General features: G+C 69.6%; 16 protein-coding genes. 12 read left to right on the top strand and 4 right to left on the bottom strand.

Features of this window, described 5'->3' with window-relative positions; translation table 11 throughout:
- Positions 1 to 6: 6 nt before the first annotated feature.
- The 6 genes from MCHT01_RS23160 (at position 7) to MCHT01_RS23135 (ending at position 7,292) form a co-directional block, all read left to right on the top strand.
- Entirely contained in the window at positions 7 to 1,056 is a 1,050-nt protein-coding gene (locus MCHT01_RS23160) for a Fic family protein (RefSeq protein ID WP_067069391.1), read from the top strand.
- Between the two features lie 202 nt (positions 1,057 to 1,258).
- The gene (locus MCHT01_RS23155; protein ID WP_067069388.1) at positions 1,259 to 2,491 is read left to right on the top strand and encodes an ABC transporter substrate-binding protein; all 1,233 of its coding nucleotides are present in this window, start codon (positions 1,259 to 1,261) and stop codon (positions 2,489 to 2,491) included.
- A 116-nt stretch (positions 2,492 to 2,607) separates the two neighbouring features.
- Positions 2,608 to 3,483 carry a branched-chain amino acid ABC transporter permease gene (locus tag MCHT01_RS23150; protein WP_067069385.1) on the top strand — a complete coding sequence of 292 codons (876 nt, stop codon included), beginning with the start codon at positions 2,608 to 2,610 and terminating at the stop codon, positions 3,481 to 3,483.
- Between the two features lie 76 nt (positions 3,484 to 3,559).
- Complete coding sequence (locus MCHT01_RS23145; protein WP_067069648.1) at positions 3,560 to 5,488, top strand: branched-chain amino acid ABC transporter ATP-binding protein/permease; 1,929 nt, start codon at positions 3,560 to 3,562, stop codon at positions 5,486 to 5,488.
- 15 nt (positions 5,489 to 5,503) lie between these two features.
- A complete protein-coding gene (locus MCHT01_RS23140) occupies positions 5,504 to 6,226 on the top strand; it encodes an ABC transporter ATP-binding protein (protein WP_067069383.1) in 723 nt (240 codons plus the stop codon).
- Positions 6,227 to 6,422: 196 nt separating this feature from the next.
- A complete protein-coding gene (locus MCHT01_RS23135; protein ID WP_067069645.1) occupies positions 6,423 to 7,292 on the top strand; it encodes a DUF707 domain-containing protein in 870 nt (289 codons plus the stop codon).
- Positions 7,293 to 7,352: 60 nt separating this feature from the next.
- Here the strand turns inward: MCHT01_RS23135 and MCHT01_RS23130 are convergent, their stop codons facing one another.
- Positions 7,353 to 8,132: an SDR family NAD(P)-dependent oxidoreductase gene (locus MCHT01_RS23130; protein ID WP_067069381.1), complete on the bottom strand. Its 780-nt coding sequence runs from the start codon at positions 8,130 to 8,132 to the stop codon at positions 7,353 to 7,355.
- A 161-nt stretch (positions 8,133 to 8,293) separates the two neighbouring features.
- On the opposite strand from MCHT01_RS23130, the gene MCHT01_RS23125 reads away from it, so the two are divergent.
- The 4 genes from MCHT01_RS23125 to MCHT01_RS26930 all read left to right on the top strand — a co-directional run bounded on the left by MCHT01_RS23125 (position 8,294) and on the right by MCHT01_RS26930 (position 11,760).
- Positions 8,294 to 9,274 (top strand): LysR family transcriptional regulator, encoded by a 981-nt coding sequence (locus MCHT01_RS23125; protein WP_067069377.1) that lies wholly within the window; start codon positions 8,294 to 8,296, stop codon positions 9,272 to 9,274.
- Between the two features lie 118 nt (positions 9,275 to 9,392).
- Positions 9,393 to 11,003 (top strand): GGDEF domain-containing protein, encoded by a 1,611-nt coding sequence (locus tag MCHT01_RS23120; RefSeq protein ID WP_067069375.1) that lies wholly within the window; start codon positions 9,393 to 9,395, stop codon positions 11,001 to 11,003.
- A 156-nt stretch (positions 11,004 to 11,159) separates the two neighbouring features.
- Positions 11,160 to 11,363: a hypothetical protein gene (locus MCHT01_RS26935; RefSeq protein ID WP_067069372.1), complete on the top strand. Its 204-nt coding sequence runs from the start codon at positions 11,160 to 11,162 to the stop codon at positions 11,361 to 11,363.
- Complete coding sequence (locus tag MCHT01_RS26930) at positions 11,350 to 11,760, top strand: type II toxin-antitoxin system VapC family toxin (protein ID WP_218017938.1); 411 nt, start codon at positions 11,350 to 11,352, stop codon at positions 11,758 to 11,760. Before MCHT01_RS26935 ends, MCHT01_RS26930 begins: the two co-directional genes overlap by 14 nt.
- Before the next feature lie 20 nt (positions 11,761 to 11,780).
- On the opposite strand, the gene MCHT01_RS23110 is transcribed toward MCHT01_RS26930, so the two are convergent.
- The 3 genes from MCHT01_RS23110 to MCHT01_RS23100 form a co-directional block, all read right to left on the bottom strand.
- Positions 11,781 to 13,085 (bottom strand): RNA polymerase sigma factor, encoded by a 1,305-nt coding sequence (locus MCHT01_RS23110; protein ID WP_067069369.1) that lies wholly within the window; start codon positions 13,083 to 13,085, stop codon positions 11,781 to 11,783.
- A 39-nt stretch (positions 13,086 to 13,124) separates the two neighbouring features.
- The gene (locus tag MCHT01_RS23105; protein WP_067069367.1) at positions 13,125 to 13,535 is read right to left on the bottom strand and encodes a VOC family protein; all 411 of its coding nucleotides are present in this window, start codon (positions 13,533 to 13,535) and stop codon (positions 13,125 to 13,127) included.
- Positions 13,536 to 13,704: 169 nt separating this feature from the next.
- Positions 13,705 to 14,082 carry a YciI family protein gene (locus tag MCHT01_RS23100; protein ID WP_067069364.1) on the bottom strand — a complete coding sequence of 126 codons (378 nt, stop codon included), beginning with the start codon at positions 14,080 to 14,082 and terminating at the stop codon, positions 13,705 to 13,707.
- A 305-nt stretch (positions 14,083 to 14,387) separates the two neighbouring features.
- On the opposite strand from MCHT01_RS23100, the gene MCHT01_RS23095 reads away from it, so the two are divergent.
- Together MCHT01_RS23095 and MCHT01_RS23090 are read left to right on the top strand one after the other, a co-directional pair.
- The gene (locus MCHT01_RS23095) at positions 14,388 to 15,530 is read left to right on the top strand and encodes a sensor histidine kinase (RefSeq protein WP_245643591.1); all 1,143 of its coding nucleotides are present in this window, start codon (positions 14,388 to 14,390) and stop codon (positions 15,528 to 15,530) included.
- 117 nt (positions 15,531 to 15,647) lie between these two features.
- Entirely contained in the window at positions 15,648 to 16,472 is an 825-nt protein-coding gene (locus MCHT01_RS23090) for a LytR/AlgR family response regulator transcription factor (protein ID WP_245643589.1), read from the top strand.
- Positions 16,473 to 16,518: the final 46 nt, after the last annotated feature.

The raw sequence follows: 16,518 nt of genomic DNA, 5'->3' as shown, positions 1-16,518 counted from the left end.
ACGCCCATGCCCCACGACGCGCTCCTGACCCGGCCGGCCGCGGCCCAATCCACGCGCGCCACCATCGCGCCGATCACGCCAATCGCGGCGATTCCGCCCAGCGCCTGGGCGGCGTTGTTCCCCGAGGAAGCGCGTCACTTCTCCCGTCCCGCGCACGCTCGCCCGGCCGCTCCGTTCCGGGACGAACTGCTCGATCCCGAGCCCGGCCTCGATCCAATGCGGGCGGGGCGTTGCGCCTTCATCCAGGCCTTCACCCGGCCGCTGGACCAGCGATTCCTCGCCGAGTTCCTGGTGGACTTCAGTTGGGCGTCCTCGTTGCTGGAAGGCAGCAGCTACTCGGTGCTGGACACGGCGGCGCTGGTCGAGTGCGGCGAGCGAAATCCGGCCAAGCGCATGGATGAGGCCGTGCTCGCGCTCAATCATCAGCGCGCGGCGCAGTACCTGTGGGCGCAGCGGAACCTGACGCTGGACAACGTCTGCCGGATGCATGCCCTGTTGACCGACGACCACGGCCTGTCGGAACTCTGCGACTGCGACCACTTCCTGCCCGTCGAGCAGCGCGGCCGGCCGCGCGAGTACCAGGAGATCAGCCTGCACCAGTCGGCCTACCTGCCGCCGTTCCGTCCCGGGACGGGGCACGCGACCGCGTTGCTGGAGCGGGTGCTGGCGATCGCGCGGACGCTGCATCCGGTGCAGGCGGCCTTCTACCTGCTGACGCGGATGGCCTACATCCAGTCCTTCTCCAATGGCAACAAGCGCACCGCGCGCATCGCAGCCAATCTGCCGCTGCTGCAGTCGGGCATGCTGCCGCTGTCCTATGTCGACGTCGACAAGGCCGAGTACCTGCGCGGGATGGTCGCCTTCTACGAGCTGGGCAGCACCCGCATCATCGAGCGGACCTTCCTTCGCGCGTACGTGAGATCGATCGTGCGGGCGAGTCTGCCGGCCGAGATCCGGATCGGCCTGGACCTCGACGCCATCGGCGAGGCGCTCATCGCCTACATCGATACCGGACAGGGGCCGTCCGACGCCTGGGCGGCAGGCTTCCTCGGCTGAGACGGCCACCCTGTCCACCTAGCTGACACGAGGCTGAATGCGCTGCTCGGGGTTTCCGAGTACGTAATCGCATGCGTGCAATTCCCGGTGCTTCATGCACCATGTTTCAAGAAGGCTGACGCCGGGCGTCCGGCTGTTTGTTGTACCGACGCTCTCGGGTTGGCTTCCGACCCCCACGTGACCCAGATCTACGGAGACAAACATGAAGTTCAGCGCGCGTTGGATCACCGCTACCGCCCTGGCCGCCGCCAGCTTCGCCGCCTTCGCGGCCGACCCGATCAAGATCGGCGTCGCCGGTCCGTTCACCGGGGGCTCGTCCTCCATGGGCGTCAGCATGCGTGACGGCGTGCGACTGGCCACCGAGGAAATCAACAAGAGCGGCGGGGTCTTGGGCCGCCAGATCCAGCTCGTCGAACGCGACGACGAGGCCAAGAACGAGCGCGGCGTACAGATCGCCCAGGAGATGATCAACCGCGAGAAGGTCGTCGCCACCGTCGGCTTCATCAACACCGGCGTGGCCCTCGCGGCCCAGCGCTTCTATCAGGACGCCAAGATCCCGGTGATGAACAACGTGGCCACCGGCTCCGTCATCACCCAGCAGTTCAAGGACCAGCCCGACAACTACGTGTTCCGCAACGCGGCCCACGACTCCATCCAGGCGCCGATGATCGTCGAGGAGGCCATCACCCGCCGCGGCTTCAAGAAGGTCGCCATCCTGGCCGACTCCACCAACTACGGCCAGCTCGGCCGCCAGGATCTGGAGAAGGCGCTGGAGCTCAAGGGCATCAAGCCGGTCGCCGTCGAGAAGTTCAACATCAAGGACGTCGACATGACGGCCCAGTTGCTCAAGGCCAAGGAGGCCGGCGCCGAGGCCATCCTGACCTACGGCATCGGCCCCGAGCTGGCCCAGATCGCCAACGGCATGACCAAGCTGGGATGGAAGGTCCCGATGATCGGCAGCTGGACGCTCTCGATGGCCAACTACATCGACAACGCCGGCCCCGGCGGCGAGGGCGCGCGCATGCCGCAGACCTTCATCCAGGAACCGACCACGCCCAAGCGCCAGTCCTTCATCGTCAACTACCTGAAGACGTTCAACCCGAAGAACAGCCGCATCGACTCCCCGGTCTCGGCCGCGCAGGGCTATGACTCGATCTACCTGCTGGCCGCCGCGATCAAGCAGGCCGGCAGCACCGACGGCCCCAAGATCAAGGCCGCGCTCGAGGACCTGAAGGCCCCGGTGGACGGCGTGGTCACGACCTACAACAAGCCCTTCTCCAAGACCGACCACGAGGCCATCACCGCCAACATCCCGGTGTTCGGCGAGGTCAAGGGCCAGCGCGTGGTCTACGCCTATCCGGACGACTTCAAGAAGGCCTCCGAGGTGCGCGTCAAGGACGTCAACGCCAAGGGCGCCCTGACCCAGAAGAAGTGATTCCAGGAACGGCCGCCTCGCGCGGCCGTGTCCGCTTCGGCCGCCGTCCCGGGCCATGATTCCGGGAGCCGTCCTCGCGACGGCTCCTTCGTTCAATCCAGCAGTTCCGGATTCCCATGCAGATCCTGACCCAACTGGTGTTCAGCGGTATCGCGCTCGGCATGATCTACGCGGTCATCGCCTTCGGCTACCAGCTGACCTTCTCCACCTCCGACACCCTGAACTTCGGCCAGGGCGACGCGCTGATGCTGGGCGCCCTGGTGGGCCTGACCCTGGTCGGCCACGGCGTCAACTACTGGCTCATGATCCCGCTGGTGTGCCTGTTCGGCGCGCTGCAGGGCGCCTTCGTCGAACGCATCGGCGTGCGGCCCGCCATCAAGATCAAGTCCGAGTTCGGCTGGATCATGTCCACCATCGCGCTGGGCATCATCTTCAAGAACGTGGCCGAGAACGTCTGGGGCCGCGACGACCTGAAGTTCCCCTCCCCGCTGCCCGAAGCCCCGATCAAGCTCCTCGGCGCCAACGTGCTGCCGATGGAGATCCTCGTGGTCGTCGGCGCGCTGCTGATGATGCTGGCGGTGGAGCTCTTCAACCGCCGCTCGATCTACGGCCGCGCGGTGGTCGCGACCTTCAACGACCGCGACGCCGCCAAGCTGATGGGTATCAACACGGGGATGGTGATCACCTTCTCCTACGCGCTGTCCTCGCTGACCGCGGCCTTCGCCGGCGTGCTGATCGCGCCGCTCACGCTCACCGGCGCCACCATGGGCGCGGTGCTGGGGCTGAAGGCCTTCGCGGTGGCCATCATCGGCGGGCTGACCTCGGGCATGGGCATCATCGTCGGCGGGATCATCCTGGGCATCGCCGAGACGACCACCGGCTTCTATCTCTCCACCGGCTACAAGGACGTGCCGGGCCTGGTGCTGCTGCTGATCGTGCTGGCGCTCAAGCCGGCCGGCCTGTTCGGCAAGACCGCGATCAAGAAGGTCTGACGACATGAGCACCACGTCCTCCAACTCCTCGTCGTCGTCCACGGCCACCGCGAGCCCGACCGCCGCGCGTCCCCGCATCGATCCGAAGAAGGCGGTCGGCGCGATCCTCGCGGTGATCGCGCTGTTCGCCTTCCCGCTGGTGTCAGGCAACCCGTATTACATCCACCTGGTCGAGACCATCATGATCTACGCGATCGTGCTGTTCGGTCTGGACATCGTGGTGGGCTACACCGGTCAGGTGTCGCTGGGTCACGCGGGTCTGTTCGGCATCGGCGCCTACACGGCCGGCGTGCTGATCACCAAGTTCAACCTCTGGGTGCTGGTGACGCTGCCCGTGGCGGTCGGCGTCACCGCGGGCTTCGGCGCACTGCTGGCGCTGCCGGCGCTGCGCGTGACCGGCCCCTATCTGGCGATGGTGACCCTGGCCTTCGGCACCATCATCCAGATCCTGATCAACGAGATGGACTTCCTGACCAACGGGCCCATGGGCATCACGCTCACCAAGCCCAAGCTGCTCGGACACCAGCTCGACGAGACCGAGTTCTACTGGCTGGTCGCCGTGCTGCTGATCGCGTCGCTGGTCTTCGTTCACCGGGTCTTGCGATCACACCTGGGCCGGGCCTTCGAGGCGCTGCGCGGCAGCCCGGTGGCCTCGGACTGCATGGGGGTCTCGGTCTATCGCTACAAGGTCTACGCCTTCGTCGTGAGTGCCGGACTCGCGGGGCTGGCGGGCGCGCTGTACGCCTATTCGGAGCAGTACATCTCGCCCAACACCTACAACTTCGAGCTGACGGTGATGTTCCTGCTGGCCATCATCATGGGCGGCCGCAAGACCCGCACCGGCGCGCTGCTGGGCGCCGCGATCATCGTGCTGCTGCCCAAGCTGCTCGACGACCTGCAGCTGTTCCGCTACGTGTCGGTGGCCTTCGCGGTGCTGGTGACGGTGGTGACGGTGATCGCGCTGCGGCGCGGCAAGATCGGCGCGACGCAGGCGGCCATCCCGGTGATCGGCAGCATCGCGCTGGCGGCGCTGTCCTTCGTGCTGCAGACCATGACCGACTGGCGGCTGTCGATCTTCGGCTTGATCACGCTGTTCGTCGTGTACTACCTGCAGGACGGCATCGTGGGCTTCGTGCGCGGCGCCTTCCACATGAAGGCCAAGCCGGTGGGCGAGGGCGGCCCGGTGGCCGAGAAGCCCGCCGACGCCATCGCTGCCGCCGGGGAGGGGCGCGGCGCGGGCCAGGTGCTGATCGACGCGCGCGGCGTGCTGATGCAGTTCGGCGGCCTGAAGGCGCTGAACAACGTGGACCTGCAGGTGCGGCGCGGCACGGTGCACGGGCTGATCGGGCCGAACGGCTCGGGCAAGAGCACGATGATGAATGTGCTCACCGGCATCTACGTGCCCACCGCGGGCGACCTGAAGTTCGGCGAGCGCTCGCTGGTGGGGCGCACGTCGTCGGACATCGCGCTGTCGGGCATCGCGCGGACCTTCCAGAACGTGCAGCTCTTCGGCGAGATGAGCGCGCTGCACAACGTGATGGTGGCGCTGCATCACAGCTTCGGCGCCAACCTGCTGCAGGTGGCATTGCACTCGCCGCGCTACAACGCGGAGGACGCCAAGGCGCGGGCCCGCGCGCTCAGCCTGCTGGAGTTCGTCGGCCTGGCCGACCTGGCTTTCGAGGAGGCGCGCAACCTCCCGTACGGGAAGCAGCGTCTGCTCGAGATCGCCCGGGCGCTGGCGCTGGATCCGCAGCTGTTGCTGCTGGATGAGCCGGCGGCGGGGCTGACCGCGCCCGACATCAAGGAGCTGATGCGCATCATCGGCAAGATCCGCGACCACGGCATCACGGTGATCCTGATCGAGCACCACATGGACGTGGTGATGGGCATCTGCGACACGGTGTCGGTGCTGGACTTCGGCCAGAAGATCGCCGAGGGCAAGCCCGCGCAGGTGCAGGCCGATCCCAAGGTGATCGAGGCCTACCTCGGCGGCCAGGCGGGTTGAGGAGGGCGCGACGACATGCTGAAGATCGACAAGCTGCAGGCCGGCTACGGCAAGGTCGAGGTGCTGCACGGCATCTCGGTGGAAGTGCCCAAGGGCAAGGTGGTGACGCTGATCGGCTCCAACGGCGCCGGCAAGACGACCACGATGCGCGCGGTGTCCGGGATGATCGCGCCCACCTCGGGCGAGATCACGCTCAACGGCAAGCGCATCGACGGGCTGGAGTCGTACCACATCGCCCGGCTGGGGCTGGCGCATTCGCCGGAAGGCCGGCGCGTGTTCGCGACCATGAGCGTCACCGACAACCTGCGGCTGGGCGCCTTCCCACGCTACACCGGCGCGCGGCCCAAGGGGGATGTGGAGGCCGACCTCGAGAAGGCGATGGAGCTGTTCCCGCGACTGAAGGAGCGGCGTCAGCAGTTGGCGGGCACGCTGTCCGGTGGCGAGCAGCAGATGCTCGCGATGGCGCGGGCGACCATGCTCAACCCCGAGGTCGTGCTGCTGGACGAGCCTTCGATGGGCCTGGCGCCCATCCTGGTGGACGAGGTGTTCCGCATCATCGAGCGGCTCAAGGGGCAGGGCGTGACCATGCTGCTGGTGGAGCAGTTCGCCGCGGCGGCGCTGGCGGTGGCCGACTACGGTTACGTGCTGGAGAACGGGCGCATCTCGCTGCATGGGCCCGCGGAAAAGCTGCGCACCGACCCGGCGGTCAAGGCGGCCTACCTGGGCGGCGGGCATTGACGGGGGCGTGCGGTGTACGCCGCACGCCACAGCGTGGTGCGTTGGGACTCCCCGGTTCGCGGGATCAATGAGTCCAAACTGATACTTTTGCCTCCAAAAGTGTCAGTTCGGGTACCAGGCGGCGATATCAGGGATACGCTTTGCGGCTTGAATGCGCGGATGTCGCGCGGCCCCCGCCGTGCAAGCGCTGACCGTGATGCCGAAGTTGTCCTTGCCCCACCGCCCCCGCCGCAATCTGGTGATCCTGCGAGCGGGCGACCGCTCCCTGCATTCGCAATGGATCGCGGATGAGGATCGCAACTTCGACCTGCTGGTCTCCTATTACGGCGCGGTGCCCGACCTGTACCGGGACGCGGCCGATCTCTACGAGGCGCGCCGCGGCCCCAAGTGGCCCTGCATCGCGGAACTGCTCGACGAGCAGCCCGAGCTGGTGGACGCCTACGACGCGATCTGGCTGCCCGACGACGACCTGGCCGTGGACACGGCCACCGTGTCGCGCATGTTCGACCTCTTCCATGCGCACGGCCTGCAGCTGGCGCAGCCCGCGCTGACGCGCGAGTCCTACTTCAGCTTCGACACGCTGCTTCGGCACCCGGGCTACCTGCTGCGCTACATGGGCTTCGTCGAGGTGATGGCCCCCCTGTTCTCGCGCGACGCGATGCGGCGCTGCCGCGCCACCTTCCATGAGAGCCGCATCGGCTGGGGGCTGGATTTCGTCTGGCCCACGCTGATCGACAACCCGGACGGTCACCGCATCGCGGTGATCGACGACACGCCGGTGTGGCACACGCGGCCGATCGGCGGCGGGGACCTCTACAAGAACAACCCGGACGCGGATCCCATGCGCGACGCGCGCCGCCTCCTGGCCAAGTACGGCTGCGAGGGGACGCGCGTGCGGGCGAAGTACGAGTTCCACGGCGGGATCCGGCTCGTGCAGCCGGCCTGGCGCGACCGGCTGATGCTGGCGCTGCGCGGGCTCAACGCGCGGCGGCGCTGGAAGCGCCGCGAGCGGGCCGAGGCCCGGGCCGGGCAGGCCGCCGCGACGCCCGCCGCGCCCAAGTCCTGAGCCTCGCGGGCCCCCGGTGACCTGGGACGGGCGCGCCGCCGGCGAGGGCCGCGGACCCGCTCAGACGAACATGCCGCCGGAGGCCTCGATGCGCTGCGCGGTGATCCAGTGGTTGTCGTCGGCCAGCAGCGAGGCCACGACCGGACCGATGTCGTCCGGCAGGCCGGCGCGGCCCAGCGCGGTGACCGAGGCCACCATCCGATTCACCTCGGCGTTGTCGCGCACGGCGCCATGGCCGAAGTCGGTCTCGATGGCGCCGGGGGCCAGCGTGTTGACGCGGATGCCGCGGGCGCCGAACTCCTTGGCCATGTAGCGGCTCATCACCTCGACGCCGCCCTTCATCACGGCATAGGCGCCGTAGCCCGGGAGGGCGAATCGGGCCAGGCCGCTGGAGACGTTCAGGACGCTGCCGCCGTCGTTGATCAGCTGGAGCAGCGTCTGCGTCAGGAAGAACGGGCCCTTCAGGTGGACGCGCATCAGCTCGTCGAACTGGGCCTCGGTGGTCTCGGCGATCGAGGCGTGGGCGCCGATGCCGGCGTTGTTGACCAGGTGGTCGATGCGGTCGCGCTGCCAGTGCTCGCGCAGCGCGCCGCGCAGGGCCTCGGCGAAGGCGGGGAAGGAGGCGCTGTCGCCGGTGTCCAGCCGGAGCGCGGCGGCGCGGCCGCCCAAGGCGCGAATCTCGTCGATCACCGCCTGCGCCTCGTCGGCGCGGCTGCGGTAGGTGATGACGCTGTCGACGCCGCGGCGCGCCAGGTGCAGCGCGGCGTTGCGGCCCAGGCCGCGGCTGCCGCCGGTGATCAGGGCGACGCGGGAAGCGGAAGTGGGGGTCGTGATGCTCATGACGGATCCTTGGGGGGGCCGATGTGGCCGGGTGATCGGGGAGGGCGAGTCGTCCGGCGGGGCCGTGTCACGGCGCCGAATCGATGGGATGCACTGTATTGATCGTCCAATGGCGTATAAATCGCCTTGGAACGATTTGACCGTTCGTCCAGGGTGAACAAATGAGCGATCTCGCCTCCGCTTCGTCGTCTTCCACGACGCCCGTTCCGTCGATCGAGACGCTGCAGGTCTTCGTCCGCGTCGCGGAGCTGGCCAGCTTCACGCAGGCGGCGCAGAGCCTGGGGTTGCCCAAGGCGAGCGCTTCCACCGCGGTGCAGCGGCTGGAGGCCAGCCTGGGCACGCGGCTGTTCCATCGCACGACGCGCCGGGTGCAGCTGACGCAGGACGGACAGGCCTGCTACGAACGCTGCAAGGACCTGCTGGCGGACCTGGACGACATGCAGACCCTGTTCCAGCCGGCGGCCAGCGGGCTGCGCGGCCGGCTGCGGGTGGACATGCCGATGCGCGTCGCGCATGACGTGGTGATGCCGCGGCTGCCGGAGTTCCTGTCCGCGCATCCGGCGCTGGAGATCGAGCTCAGCAGTACCGATCGGCGCGTGGACCTGGTCCGCGAGGGCTTCGACTGCGTGCTGCGGGTCGGACCGCTGAGCGACTCGACGCTGGTGGCGCGACCGCTGGGGGCGATGGAGATGGTCAACCTCGCCAGCGTCGAGTACCTCGCCCGGCACGGCGAGCCGCGCATGCTGGAGGACCTGGCCACCCATCGCCTGGTCCAGTACGCGACCACGCTGGGCCAGCGCTGCCCGGGCTTCGAGTGGCGCGACGCGGCCGGCGTGACGCACTTCCTGCCCATGGCCGGGACGCTGACGGTGAGTGACTCCGGCGCGTACACGGCCGCCTGCCTGGCGGGGCTGGGGATCATCCAGGTGCCGCGTCACGGGCTGGAGCGGGAGGTGCTGGACGGCCGGCTGCGCGAGCTGCTGCCGGACTTCCTGGCCGCGCCGATGCCGGTGCACCTGCTCTATCCGCACCGGCGCCAGCTGCCGCGGCGGGTCCATGTCTTCATGCAATGGCTGGCCGAGCTGCTGGGCCCGCGGCTGTTGCCGCTATCCTCTGCCCCTTCGGACGTCACGGCGTCCTGATACCGTCGCCGGCGGCGATCCCCACCGGGTCGCCGCTTGCCGACACCGATCCCCGTTCCCTCCGGTCCCGCGCCCGCGCGGGTCGGGCCTCCCCAGCGTCAGCCTTCCGTCGATCGCCTTGGACCTGCATCACCTCTCCCAGCTCGCTCGCGCCGCGTTGCAGTCCGGCGATGCCGCCGCCGCGCAGGCGCCCGGCGAGGAATGGCTGCTGTTGGCGCTCGAGGCCCAGGACGCGGCGGCCCAGGCGCAGGCGCTGCTGCATCTGGCGCGCTGCGATCGCGCGCTGCATCGCCCCGGCGACGCGCGCGGCCGCAGCGAGCTGGCGGCGCGACTGTTCCGGCACCTGGGCGACGCCTCGGGCGAGGCGGGCGCGCTGTCGGTGCTGGCGCACAGCGCCTCGCTGGCCGGCCACCACGAGGAAGCGATCGAGGCGGCGCTGCTCGGCCTGCGGCTGGCGCAGCTGCGCGGCGACGGCGCGGCGCTGGTCGTCGCGCTGCAGGACCTGGGCGCCTGTCACGTGTGGGCGCGCAATTTCGACAAGGCGGCCGAGGTGCTGCGCCAGGCGGCCGACGCGGCCAACGCCTGCAAGCCGCGGCTGAGCCCGCTCGGCGCCTGCCTGTGGCTGGCGATGGGCACGCTGCTGTCGTACGCCGGCGAGCGCGAGCAGCGCGGCCAGCTGCCGCCCCTGGGCGCGCTGGAGGGGCATCTGATCAACGCGCGTCATCTGCTGCCCGAGGGCGATGCGGAGACGCAGTGCTGGTGGACCCTGATGCAGACGCTGGCGCAGATCTGGAAAGGCGCGTCGGCGCTGGCGCAGCCGGAGCTGCAGCAGGCGCTGACGCTGCTCCCCGAGCAGGAGCGGCACTGGCTGGCCGCGCTGGCCGGCTGGGTGCAGGCGGAGCTGGCCTGGGCGCGGCGCCTGTGGCCGCAGGCGCGGCGCGCGGCGGCGCAGCTGGTGACGCAGGCGGATGCCGTGCAGCACGAGCCGCTGGCGCAGCTGGGCGAGCTGATCGCCAGCCAGATCGAGGAACAGCAGGGCCAGCCGCAGCGGGCGCTGCAGCGCATGCGCGCGCTGCGCGAGCGCGAGACGCGGGTGCGGATCGCCAGTCTCGCGAGCCGCGAGGAGGCGGTGCAATGGCAGCTCGACGCGCGCCGCAGCGAGCGCGATCGCGCGCAGCTGGCCGACGAGGCGCAGCGGCTGGAGAAGCTGTCGATGGAAGACCCGCTGACGGGCCTCGCGAACCGACGCAGCTTCGAGGCACATGCGCGCGCGCAGCTGCAGGCGGGCGGCGTGGTGAGCCTGGCGCTGATCGATGTCGACCACTTCAAGCAGGTGAACGACCGGCACTCGCATCTGGTCGGTGATCAGGTGCTGAGCCAGATCGCGCGGCTGATGCGCCAGCACGTGCGGGAGCACGATGTGGCGGCGCGTCTGGCGGGCGACGAGTTCGTGCTGCTGCTGCGAGGCGCGAGCGAGGAGATCGCGCAGGCGGCCTGCCGCCGCCTGGACGAGGCGGTGCGCAAGCACGACTGGACGTCGGTGTCCGAGGACTTGCGCGTGAGCATCAGCATCGGAGCGGCGCAGCGCCAGGACGGCGACACGCTGGAGACGCTGATGGCGCGCAGCGACGCCGCCATGTACGCCGCCAAGCGGGAACGCCAGGGCGCGGCGCCGGAGAAGGTCCGACTCAGCGACGACGGGGAGGGCGAGGGCGACTCGCCTGACTGAATCGAGCCAACGGTTCTGAGGGAGGGGCGGCCGGGATGGCCGTGTTCATCGGGGTTGTGGCGATTGGAGACACGCGGTGAAACGCAAACTCCTGCAGGCGTCGAGGCGCGGATCGCTGCCTAGACTTCCCTCTCTCATTGCTTCTTGGAGCTTCCCGTGAATGCACAGCATCCCGCGTTCGCCGCTGCCGGCGATGACGATGCCGAATGGGTGGGTGACGGCTTGCCTGCCCCCGACTTGGCCGAGCGCATGGCCGCCTACGTGGCCAGTTATCCCGACATGCAACACCCCCTTCCCGACGATGCGAAGAGCGCCGCCGAGTGGATCAACGAAGGGAGGGAGCTCTATGGTTGTCGTTGATGCTTGCGTCGCCATGAGCTGGGTGGCACCTCATTCGAAGGCGGATGAGGAGTACGGCGCACGGGTGTCCGAACATGGACGCAACACGCCGCACTCGCTGATTGCTCCTGCGGTGATGACCGCGGAGTGCAGTCATGCGTTGCTTCGACGAAGCCGCCGAGATAGTTGGAGTCGCACGCGGCTCGTATCGGCCACGGAGCTGATCGTTCAGCACGCGGTCCGGCTTCGTCGCAACCCGCGCTCCGTTTCGGAGCAAGTGTGCTTTGCCCTTGAGCACCACGTGCAGGGTTTCGACGCGCACTACCTGGCGCTCGCCATGGAGACAGGTGCCGCGATCGCGACGGTCGACAAAGGGCTGCGAGCTGCCGCCGAGCGATTCAATGTGCCGGTCTTCTGAGCGGTGTCGGCAGGGGCGCCTCAGTGCCCCTGTTCCCGCGCCCGCTTGAGCAGCAGCTCCTTCTCCCGCGCGTTGCCGGTCATCGCGGCGGCGCGCTCGAACTCCTCCTTCGCCTCGGCGTTGCGGCCGAGCTTGGCCAGCAGGTCCGCGCGGACGCTCGGCAGCCAGTGGTACTGCTTCAGCGCCGGCTCGTCCCTCAGCTGATCGACCAGCTCCAGCCCCACGGCGGGACCGTAGGCCATCGCTAGCGCCACCGCGCGGTTGAGCTCGATCACCGGCGACGGGATGCGCTCCGCGAGTTCCTCGTACAGCGCGGCGATGCGCTGCCAGTCGGTGTCCTCCGCGCGCCGTGCCCGCGCATGGCAGGCCGCGATCGCCGCCTGCAGCGCGTAGGGGCCGACCCGAGGTCCGGGACCCAGCGACGCGCCGGCGTCGGCGGCCAGGCGATCGGCCATGACCAGCGCCTCGAGCCCGCGCGCGATCGCCTCGGCATCCCAGCGTGAGCGATCCTGCTCCAGCAGCAGCACCGGCTGCCCCAGCGCATCGACGCGCGCCGCGCTGCGCGAGGCCTGCAGCTCCAGCAGGGCCAGCAGGCCCAGCACTTCCGACTCGCGCGGGGCCAGGCGCACCAGCATGCGGGTCAGCCGCAGCGCTTCGTCGCACAGGTCCTGGCGGATCCACTGCTCGCCGCTGGTGGCGGTGTAGCCCTCGTTGAAGATCAGGTAGATGACCTCGAGCACGGCCCCCAGCCGCTCCGCCAGCTGCGCGCCCAGCGGCAGCTCGAAGGGGACCTTCGCGTCGCCCAGCGTGCGCTTGGCGCGGACCAGCCGCTGCGCCACCGTGGGCTCGGGTTGCAGGTAGGCGCGGGCGATCTCGGCCGTGGTCAGGCCGGCCACCATCTTCAGCGTCAGCGCGACCCGCGCTTCCAGCGACAGCACCGGATGGCAGGCGCAGAACATCAGCCGCAGCACGTCGTCGCCGATCTCGCGCGCGGCGCGGTCGTCGTCGAGGTCGTCCACGAAGTCCGGCACGATCATGGCCTCGCGCGCGTCGAGCTCATGACCCAGCTGCTCCAGCTTGTCGCCGCTGAGCTTCACATGCCGCAGCCGGTCCAGCGCGCGGTGCTTGGCCGTGGTCATGAGCCACGCCGCCGGCTTGTCCGGCAGACCCTGATCCGGCCAGGTCTCCAGCGCCGCGACCAGCGCGTCCTGCGCCAGTTCCTCGGCCAGCGAGACGTCTCGCATCAGGCGCGTCAAGGCCCCGATGATCTTGGCCGACTCCTGCCGCCAGGTGGTGGTGATCGCGCGATGGATGTCCTGGGTCATGCGCGCGATCGTACGACGCGCCTTCCGGCGCGCCGGACGTCAGGCGCCAGGGAGCTGCGTGATGTCCATGTACATCAGCTCCCAGATGTGCCCGTCCGGATCCGCGTAGGCCTGCGAGTACATGAAGCCCATGTCCTGCGGCGCGCGCGGCACGGTGCCGCCGGCGGCCAGCGCCTTGGCGATCAGCTCGTCCACCTGGGCGCGGCTCTCGCAGGACAGGCAGGTCAGCACTTCCGTCGCCTCGTGGGCGTTCGAGATCGGCCGCGGCGTGAAGGTCTGGAAGAAGGACTCCACCAGCAGCATCGCGTAGATGTCGTCCGAGATGATCATGGACAGCGCCTGCTCGTTCGAGAACTGCGGGTTGAACGCGTAGCCCATGGCCGAGTAGAAGCGCTTGCTGCGCTCCACGTCCTTGACGGGCAGGTTCACGAAGATCTGTTGATGGCGCATGGCGTCGCTCCTGGGTGGTAGGGTCCGGTCGGGATGAGGGCATGGTGTCCTCCGGTGATCGCGCCCCGTGCTCGGGGCGTCTTCACGGGGACGACGATGCAGGGCCGCCGGTTTCGACAGCAGCCGGAAAAAAGCTTGCGGCCGGCGGATCCTCCCGGATCCGACCGGATCAGACCTTGGCCGGCGCGTTCGACTCCGCGAAGCAGGGCACCAGGGACCGCACCTCGACCTCGCACCACTCGGCCGCCGGGCACTCCCGGGCGATGGCGAGCGCCTCCTCGCGGGTCTTCACGTTCAGCCAGAAGAAGCCGCCGACCATCTCCTTGGCTTCGGCGAAGGGACCGTCGATGGTGGTGACGCGGCCGGCGCGCTTGGTGACGCGGGTCGCGCCGTTGACCGACTGCAGCGACTGCGCGCCCTGCAGCAGGCCTTGCGCCGCGAGCTGCTCCGCATAGGCGGTCATCGCGGCGTAGGCGGCCTGGCCTTCCTCCGGTGTGCGGGCCTCGCGTTGGCCCACGGGTTCGTTGATCAGCAGGATGTAGCTCATCGGATGTCTCCCTGGCGGATGCCGGATCGGTGTCGCCGGATGGCGTGCGCGGGCCATTGGACACCATGCGGGTGGGGGCGGGCGCGAAAGACCCTCACCCCCGCCCTCTCCCGCAAGCGGGAGAGGGAGCCACCCCGGCCAGGGCACGCATCGCGCCGCTCGCCTCACGCTCCTGGCTCGCCTCGCCTCTGCCGGTCATGAGGTCGGCAGCCGATCACGCCTCCCCCTGTCGATCCGCGCCGGGGGCTGGCCATCCGTCGTTTCCCGGCCCCGGGGCGTCACCCGGGCTCCCTAAACTGCGCCGCATGACTGCCGATCCCAAGCCCTCCCTCTGGCGAGACTCCCGCCGCCTGCGTGCCTCCTGGCACGCCTGGATCAGCGCCGAGGCCATGCCCAGCGGCCCCGAATGGCTGCAATGGGTCTGGACGCTGCTGTTCTCGGCGGGGTTGGCGGTCGGGTTCACGGTGCTGGGCTTCGTCATGAACGCCCGCAAGCTCTCGGACTGGCTCAACGCCGGCTCTTGGGCCACCTGGTACTGGCGCAACCTGGTCGTGTGCGTGACCATCGGCGCCGTCATCCACGTGATGTTCTCGATCCTGATCCCGCTGGTCGGTGGCCGCGAACGCATCCTGCAGTGGCCGCGCTGGGGTCGCACGATGTTCTTCTCCGGGCTGCCGCTGGTGGGCGTGGTGATCGGCTGGGTGCCGGGCATGTGGTTGGCGGGCATGGCCGGCTGGGTGCGGCTGGACTGGTCGCAAGGGGGCCGGGTGATCGGCCTGACGGCGTTGATGGGACTGGTCATCTCCTTCCTGATGCACCACTGGTTCGCGGCCAAGAACCGCGAGCTGGTGGCCGAGCGCCGCGCCACCGAGACCCAGTTGCGCCTGCTGCAGGGCCAGATCGAGCCCCACTTCCTGTTCAACACCCTGGCCAACGTGCACTCGCTGATCGACTACGACGCGCCCAAGGCCAAGGCGATGCTGGGAGCCTTCACCGCCTACCTGCGGGCCTCGCTGGGCGGGCTGCGGCGCGAGAGCGGCCCGCTCGAGGACGAGCTGGCCCTGGCCGAGGCCTACCTGACGGTGCTGCGCACGCGCATGGAGGATCGGCTGCGCTTCGAGATCCATGCCGATGCCCAGGCGCGCCGTGTCGCGCTGCCGCCGATGCTGCTGCAGCCGCTGGTGGAGAACGCCGTGCACCACGGCCTGGAGCCCAAGATCGATGGCGGGACGGTGCGCGTCGACGCCTCGCTGCGCGAGGGCTTCCTGGTCGTCGAGGTGCGCGACGACGGCGTCGGGCCGGGCGCCTCGCGCCGCGGCGGCAACGGCATCGCGCTGGACAACATCCGCGAGCGCCTGATGGCGCAGTACGGCGACGCGGCCTCGCTGAGCCTCGAACCCGCCGACCCCGGTTGCCTCGTCACCTTGCGCGTACCGCTTGCGTCCTGAACCCACGCGCCGGCCTCGACCGACCCCAGCTTCCCGACGATCCGATCGACCCCTGGACGCCCGCCCGACCGGTCCCCGACCGCGTCGCCGACGATTGACTGCTTCGTTTCACAAGCCATGACTGCAATGACCGCCGCCACTGCCACCGCCACTGCGCCGACCGCGCTGATCGCCGACGACGAACCCCACCTCGCCCGCGCGCTCGCCGCGCAGCTCGAGGCGGTCTGGCCGGAGCTCCGGATCGTGCATGTCGCCCGCAACGGCCAGGAGGCCGCCGAGCGCATCGCCGAGCTTCAACCGGACCTGGCCTTCCTGGACATCCAGATGCCGGGCCTGACCGGGCTGGAGGTGGCCGAGGGCATCGAGGGCGCGACGCGGGTGGTCTTCGTGACCGCCTACGACCAGTATGCGGTGCAGGCCTTCGAGCAGGAGGCGATCGACTACGTGCTCAAGCCGGTGGAGGCGGACCGCCTGGGCCGCACGGTGGAGCGGATCCGGCGCGCGCTGGCGAAGGCGGTGGACACGGCGTCGGACGCCGACGCGCGATTGCTCGCGGCCCTGCAGCGCCTGCAGTCCCCCGGCGGCGCGGCCGGCGCTGCAGGCTCGTCCCGTGCGGCGCCGATGCGCTGGGTCCGTGCGACCCAGGGCGACGTGACGCACCAGGTGCCGGTCGACCAGGTGATGTTCTTCCGCGCCGACGACAAGTACACCTGTGTCCAGACCGCGACGACCGAGTACCTGATCCGCACCCCCATCCATGAACTGGCCGCGCAGCTGGACGGGGACCGCTTCTGGCAGGTGCACCGCTCGACCATCGTGAACCTGGACCACGTCGCGGGCACCCGCCGCGACGAGCTGAGCCGGCTGTTCGTCCGCATCCGCGGGCATGCGAGTGAACTCCCGGTCAGCCGCGCCTACGTACACCTCTTCAAGGCGATGTGAGCGACGGCCGGCGCGCGCACCGCTCGGCGCATCGCCCGGCGCGCGT

This window comes from Mitsuaria chitosanitabida ATCC BAA-476 = NBRC 102408 (assembly GCF_001598255.1).
In the GTDB taxonomy this organism is placed as follows: domain Bacteria; phylum Pseudomonadota; class Gammaproteobacteria; order Burkholderiales; family Burkholderiaceae_C; genus Roseateles; species Roseateles chitosanitabidus.
Note: the sequence above shows the minus strand (reverse complement) of the source record. Positions and strands in the feature narration are given on the sequence as shown.

Coding starts and splice junctions, on each gene's coding strand:
- MCHT01_RS23160 (WP_067069391.1), top strand. CDS start 7: ATGCCCCACGACGCGCTCCTGACCCGGCCGGCCGCGGCCCAATCCACG.
- MCHT01_RS23155 (WP_067069388.1), top strand. CDS start 1,259: ATGAAGTTCAGCGCGCGTTGGATCACCGCTACCGCCCTGGCCGCCGCC.
- MCHT01_RS23150 (WP_067069385.1), top strand. CDS start 2,608: ATGCAGATCCTGACCCAACTGGTGTTCAGCGGTATCGCGCTCGGCATG.
- MCHT01_RS23140 (WP_067069383.1), top strand. CDS start 5,504: ATGCTGAAGATCGACAAGCTGCAGGCCGGCTACGGCAAGGTCGAGGTG.
- MCHT01_RS23135 (WP_067069645.1), top strand. CDS start 6,423: ATGCCGAAGTTGTCCTTGCCCCACCGCCCCCGCCGCAATCTGGTGATC.
- MCHT01_RS23130 (WP_067069381.1), bottom strand. CDS start 8,132: ATGAGCATCACGACCCCCACTTCCGCTTCCCGCGTCGCCCTGATCACC.
- MCHT01_RS23125 (WP_067069377.1), top strand. CDS start 8,294: ATGAGCGATCTCGCCTCCGCTTCGTCGTCTTCCACGACGCCCGTTCCG.
- MCHT01_RS26930 (WP_218017938.1), top strand. CDS start 11,350: ATGGTTGTCGTTGATGCTTGCGTCGCCATGAGCTGGGTGGCACCTCAT.
- MCHT01_RS23110 (WP_067069369.1), bottom strand. CDS start 13,085: ATGACCCAGGACATCCATCGCGCGATCACCACCACCTGGCGGCAGGAG.
- MCHT01_RS23105 (WP_067069367.1), bottom strand. CDS start 13,535: ATGCGCCATCAACAGATCTTCGTGAACCTGCCCGTCAAGGACGTGGAG.
- MCHT01_RS23100 (WP_067069364.1), bottom strand. CDS start 14,082: ATGAGCTACATCCTGCTGATCAACGAACCCGTGGGCCAACGCGAGGCC.
- MCHT01_RS23095 (WP_245643591.1), top strand. CDS start 14,388: ATGACTGCCGATCCCAAGCCCTCCCTCTGGCGAGACTCCCGCCGCCTG.
- MCHT01_RS23090 (WP_245643589.1), top strand. CDS start 15,648: ATGACTGCAATGACCGCCGCCACTGCCACCGCCACTGCGCCGACCGCG.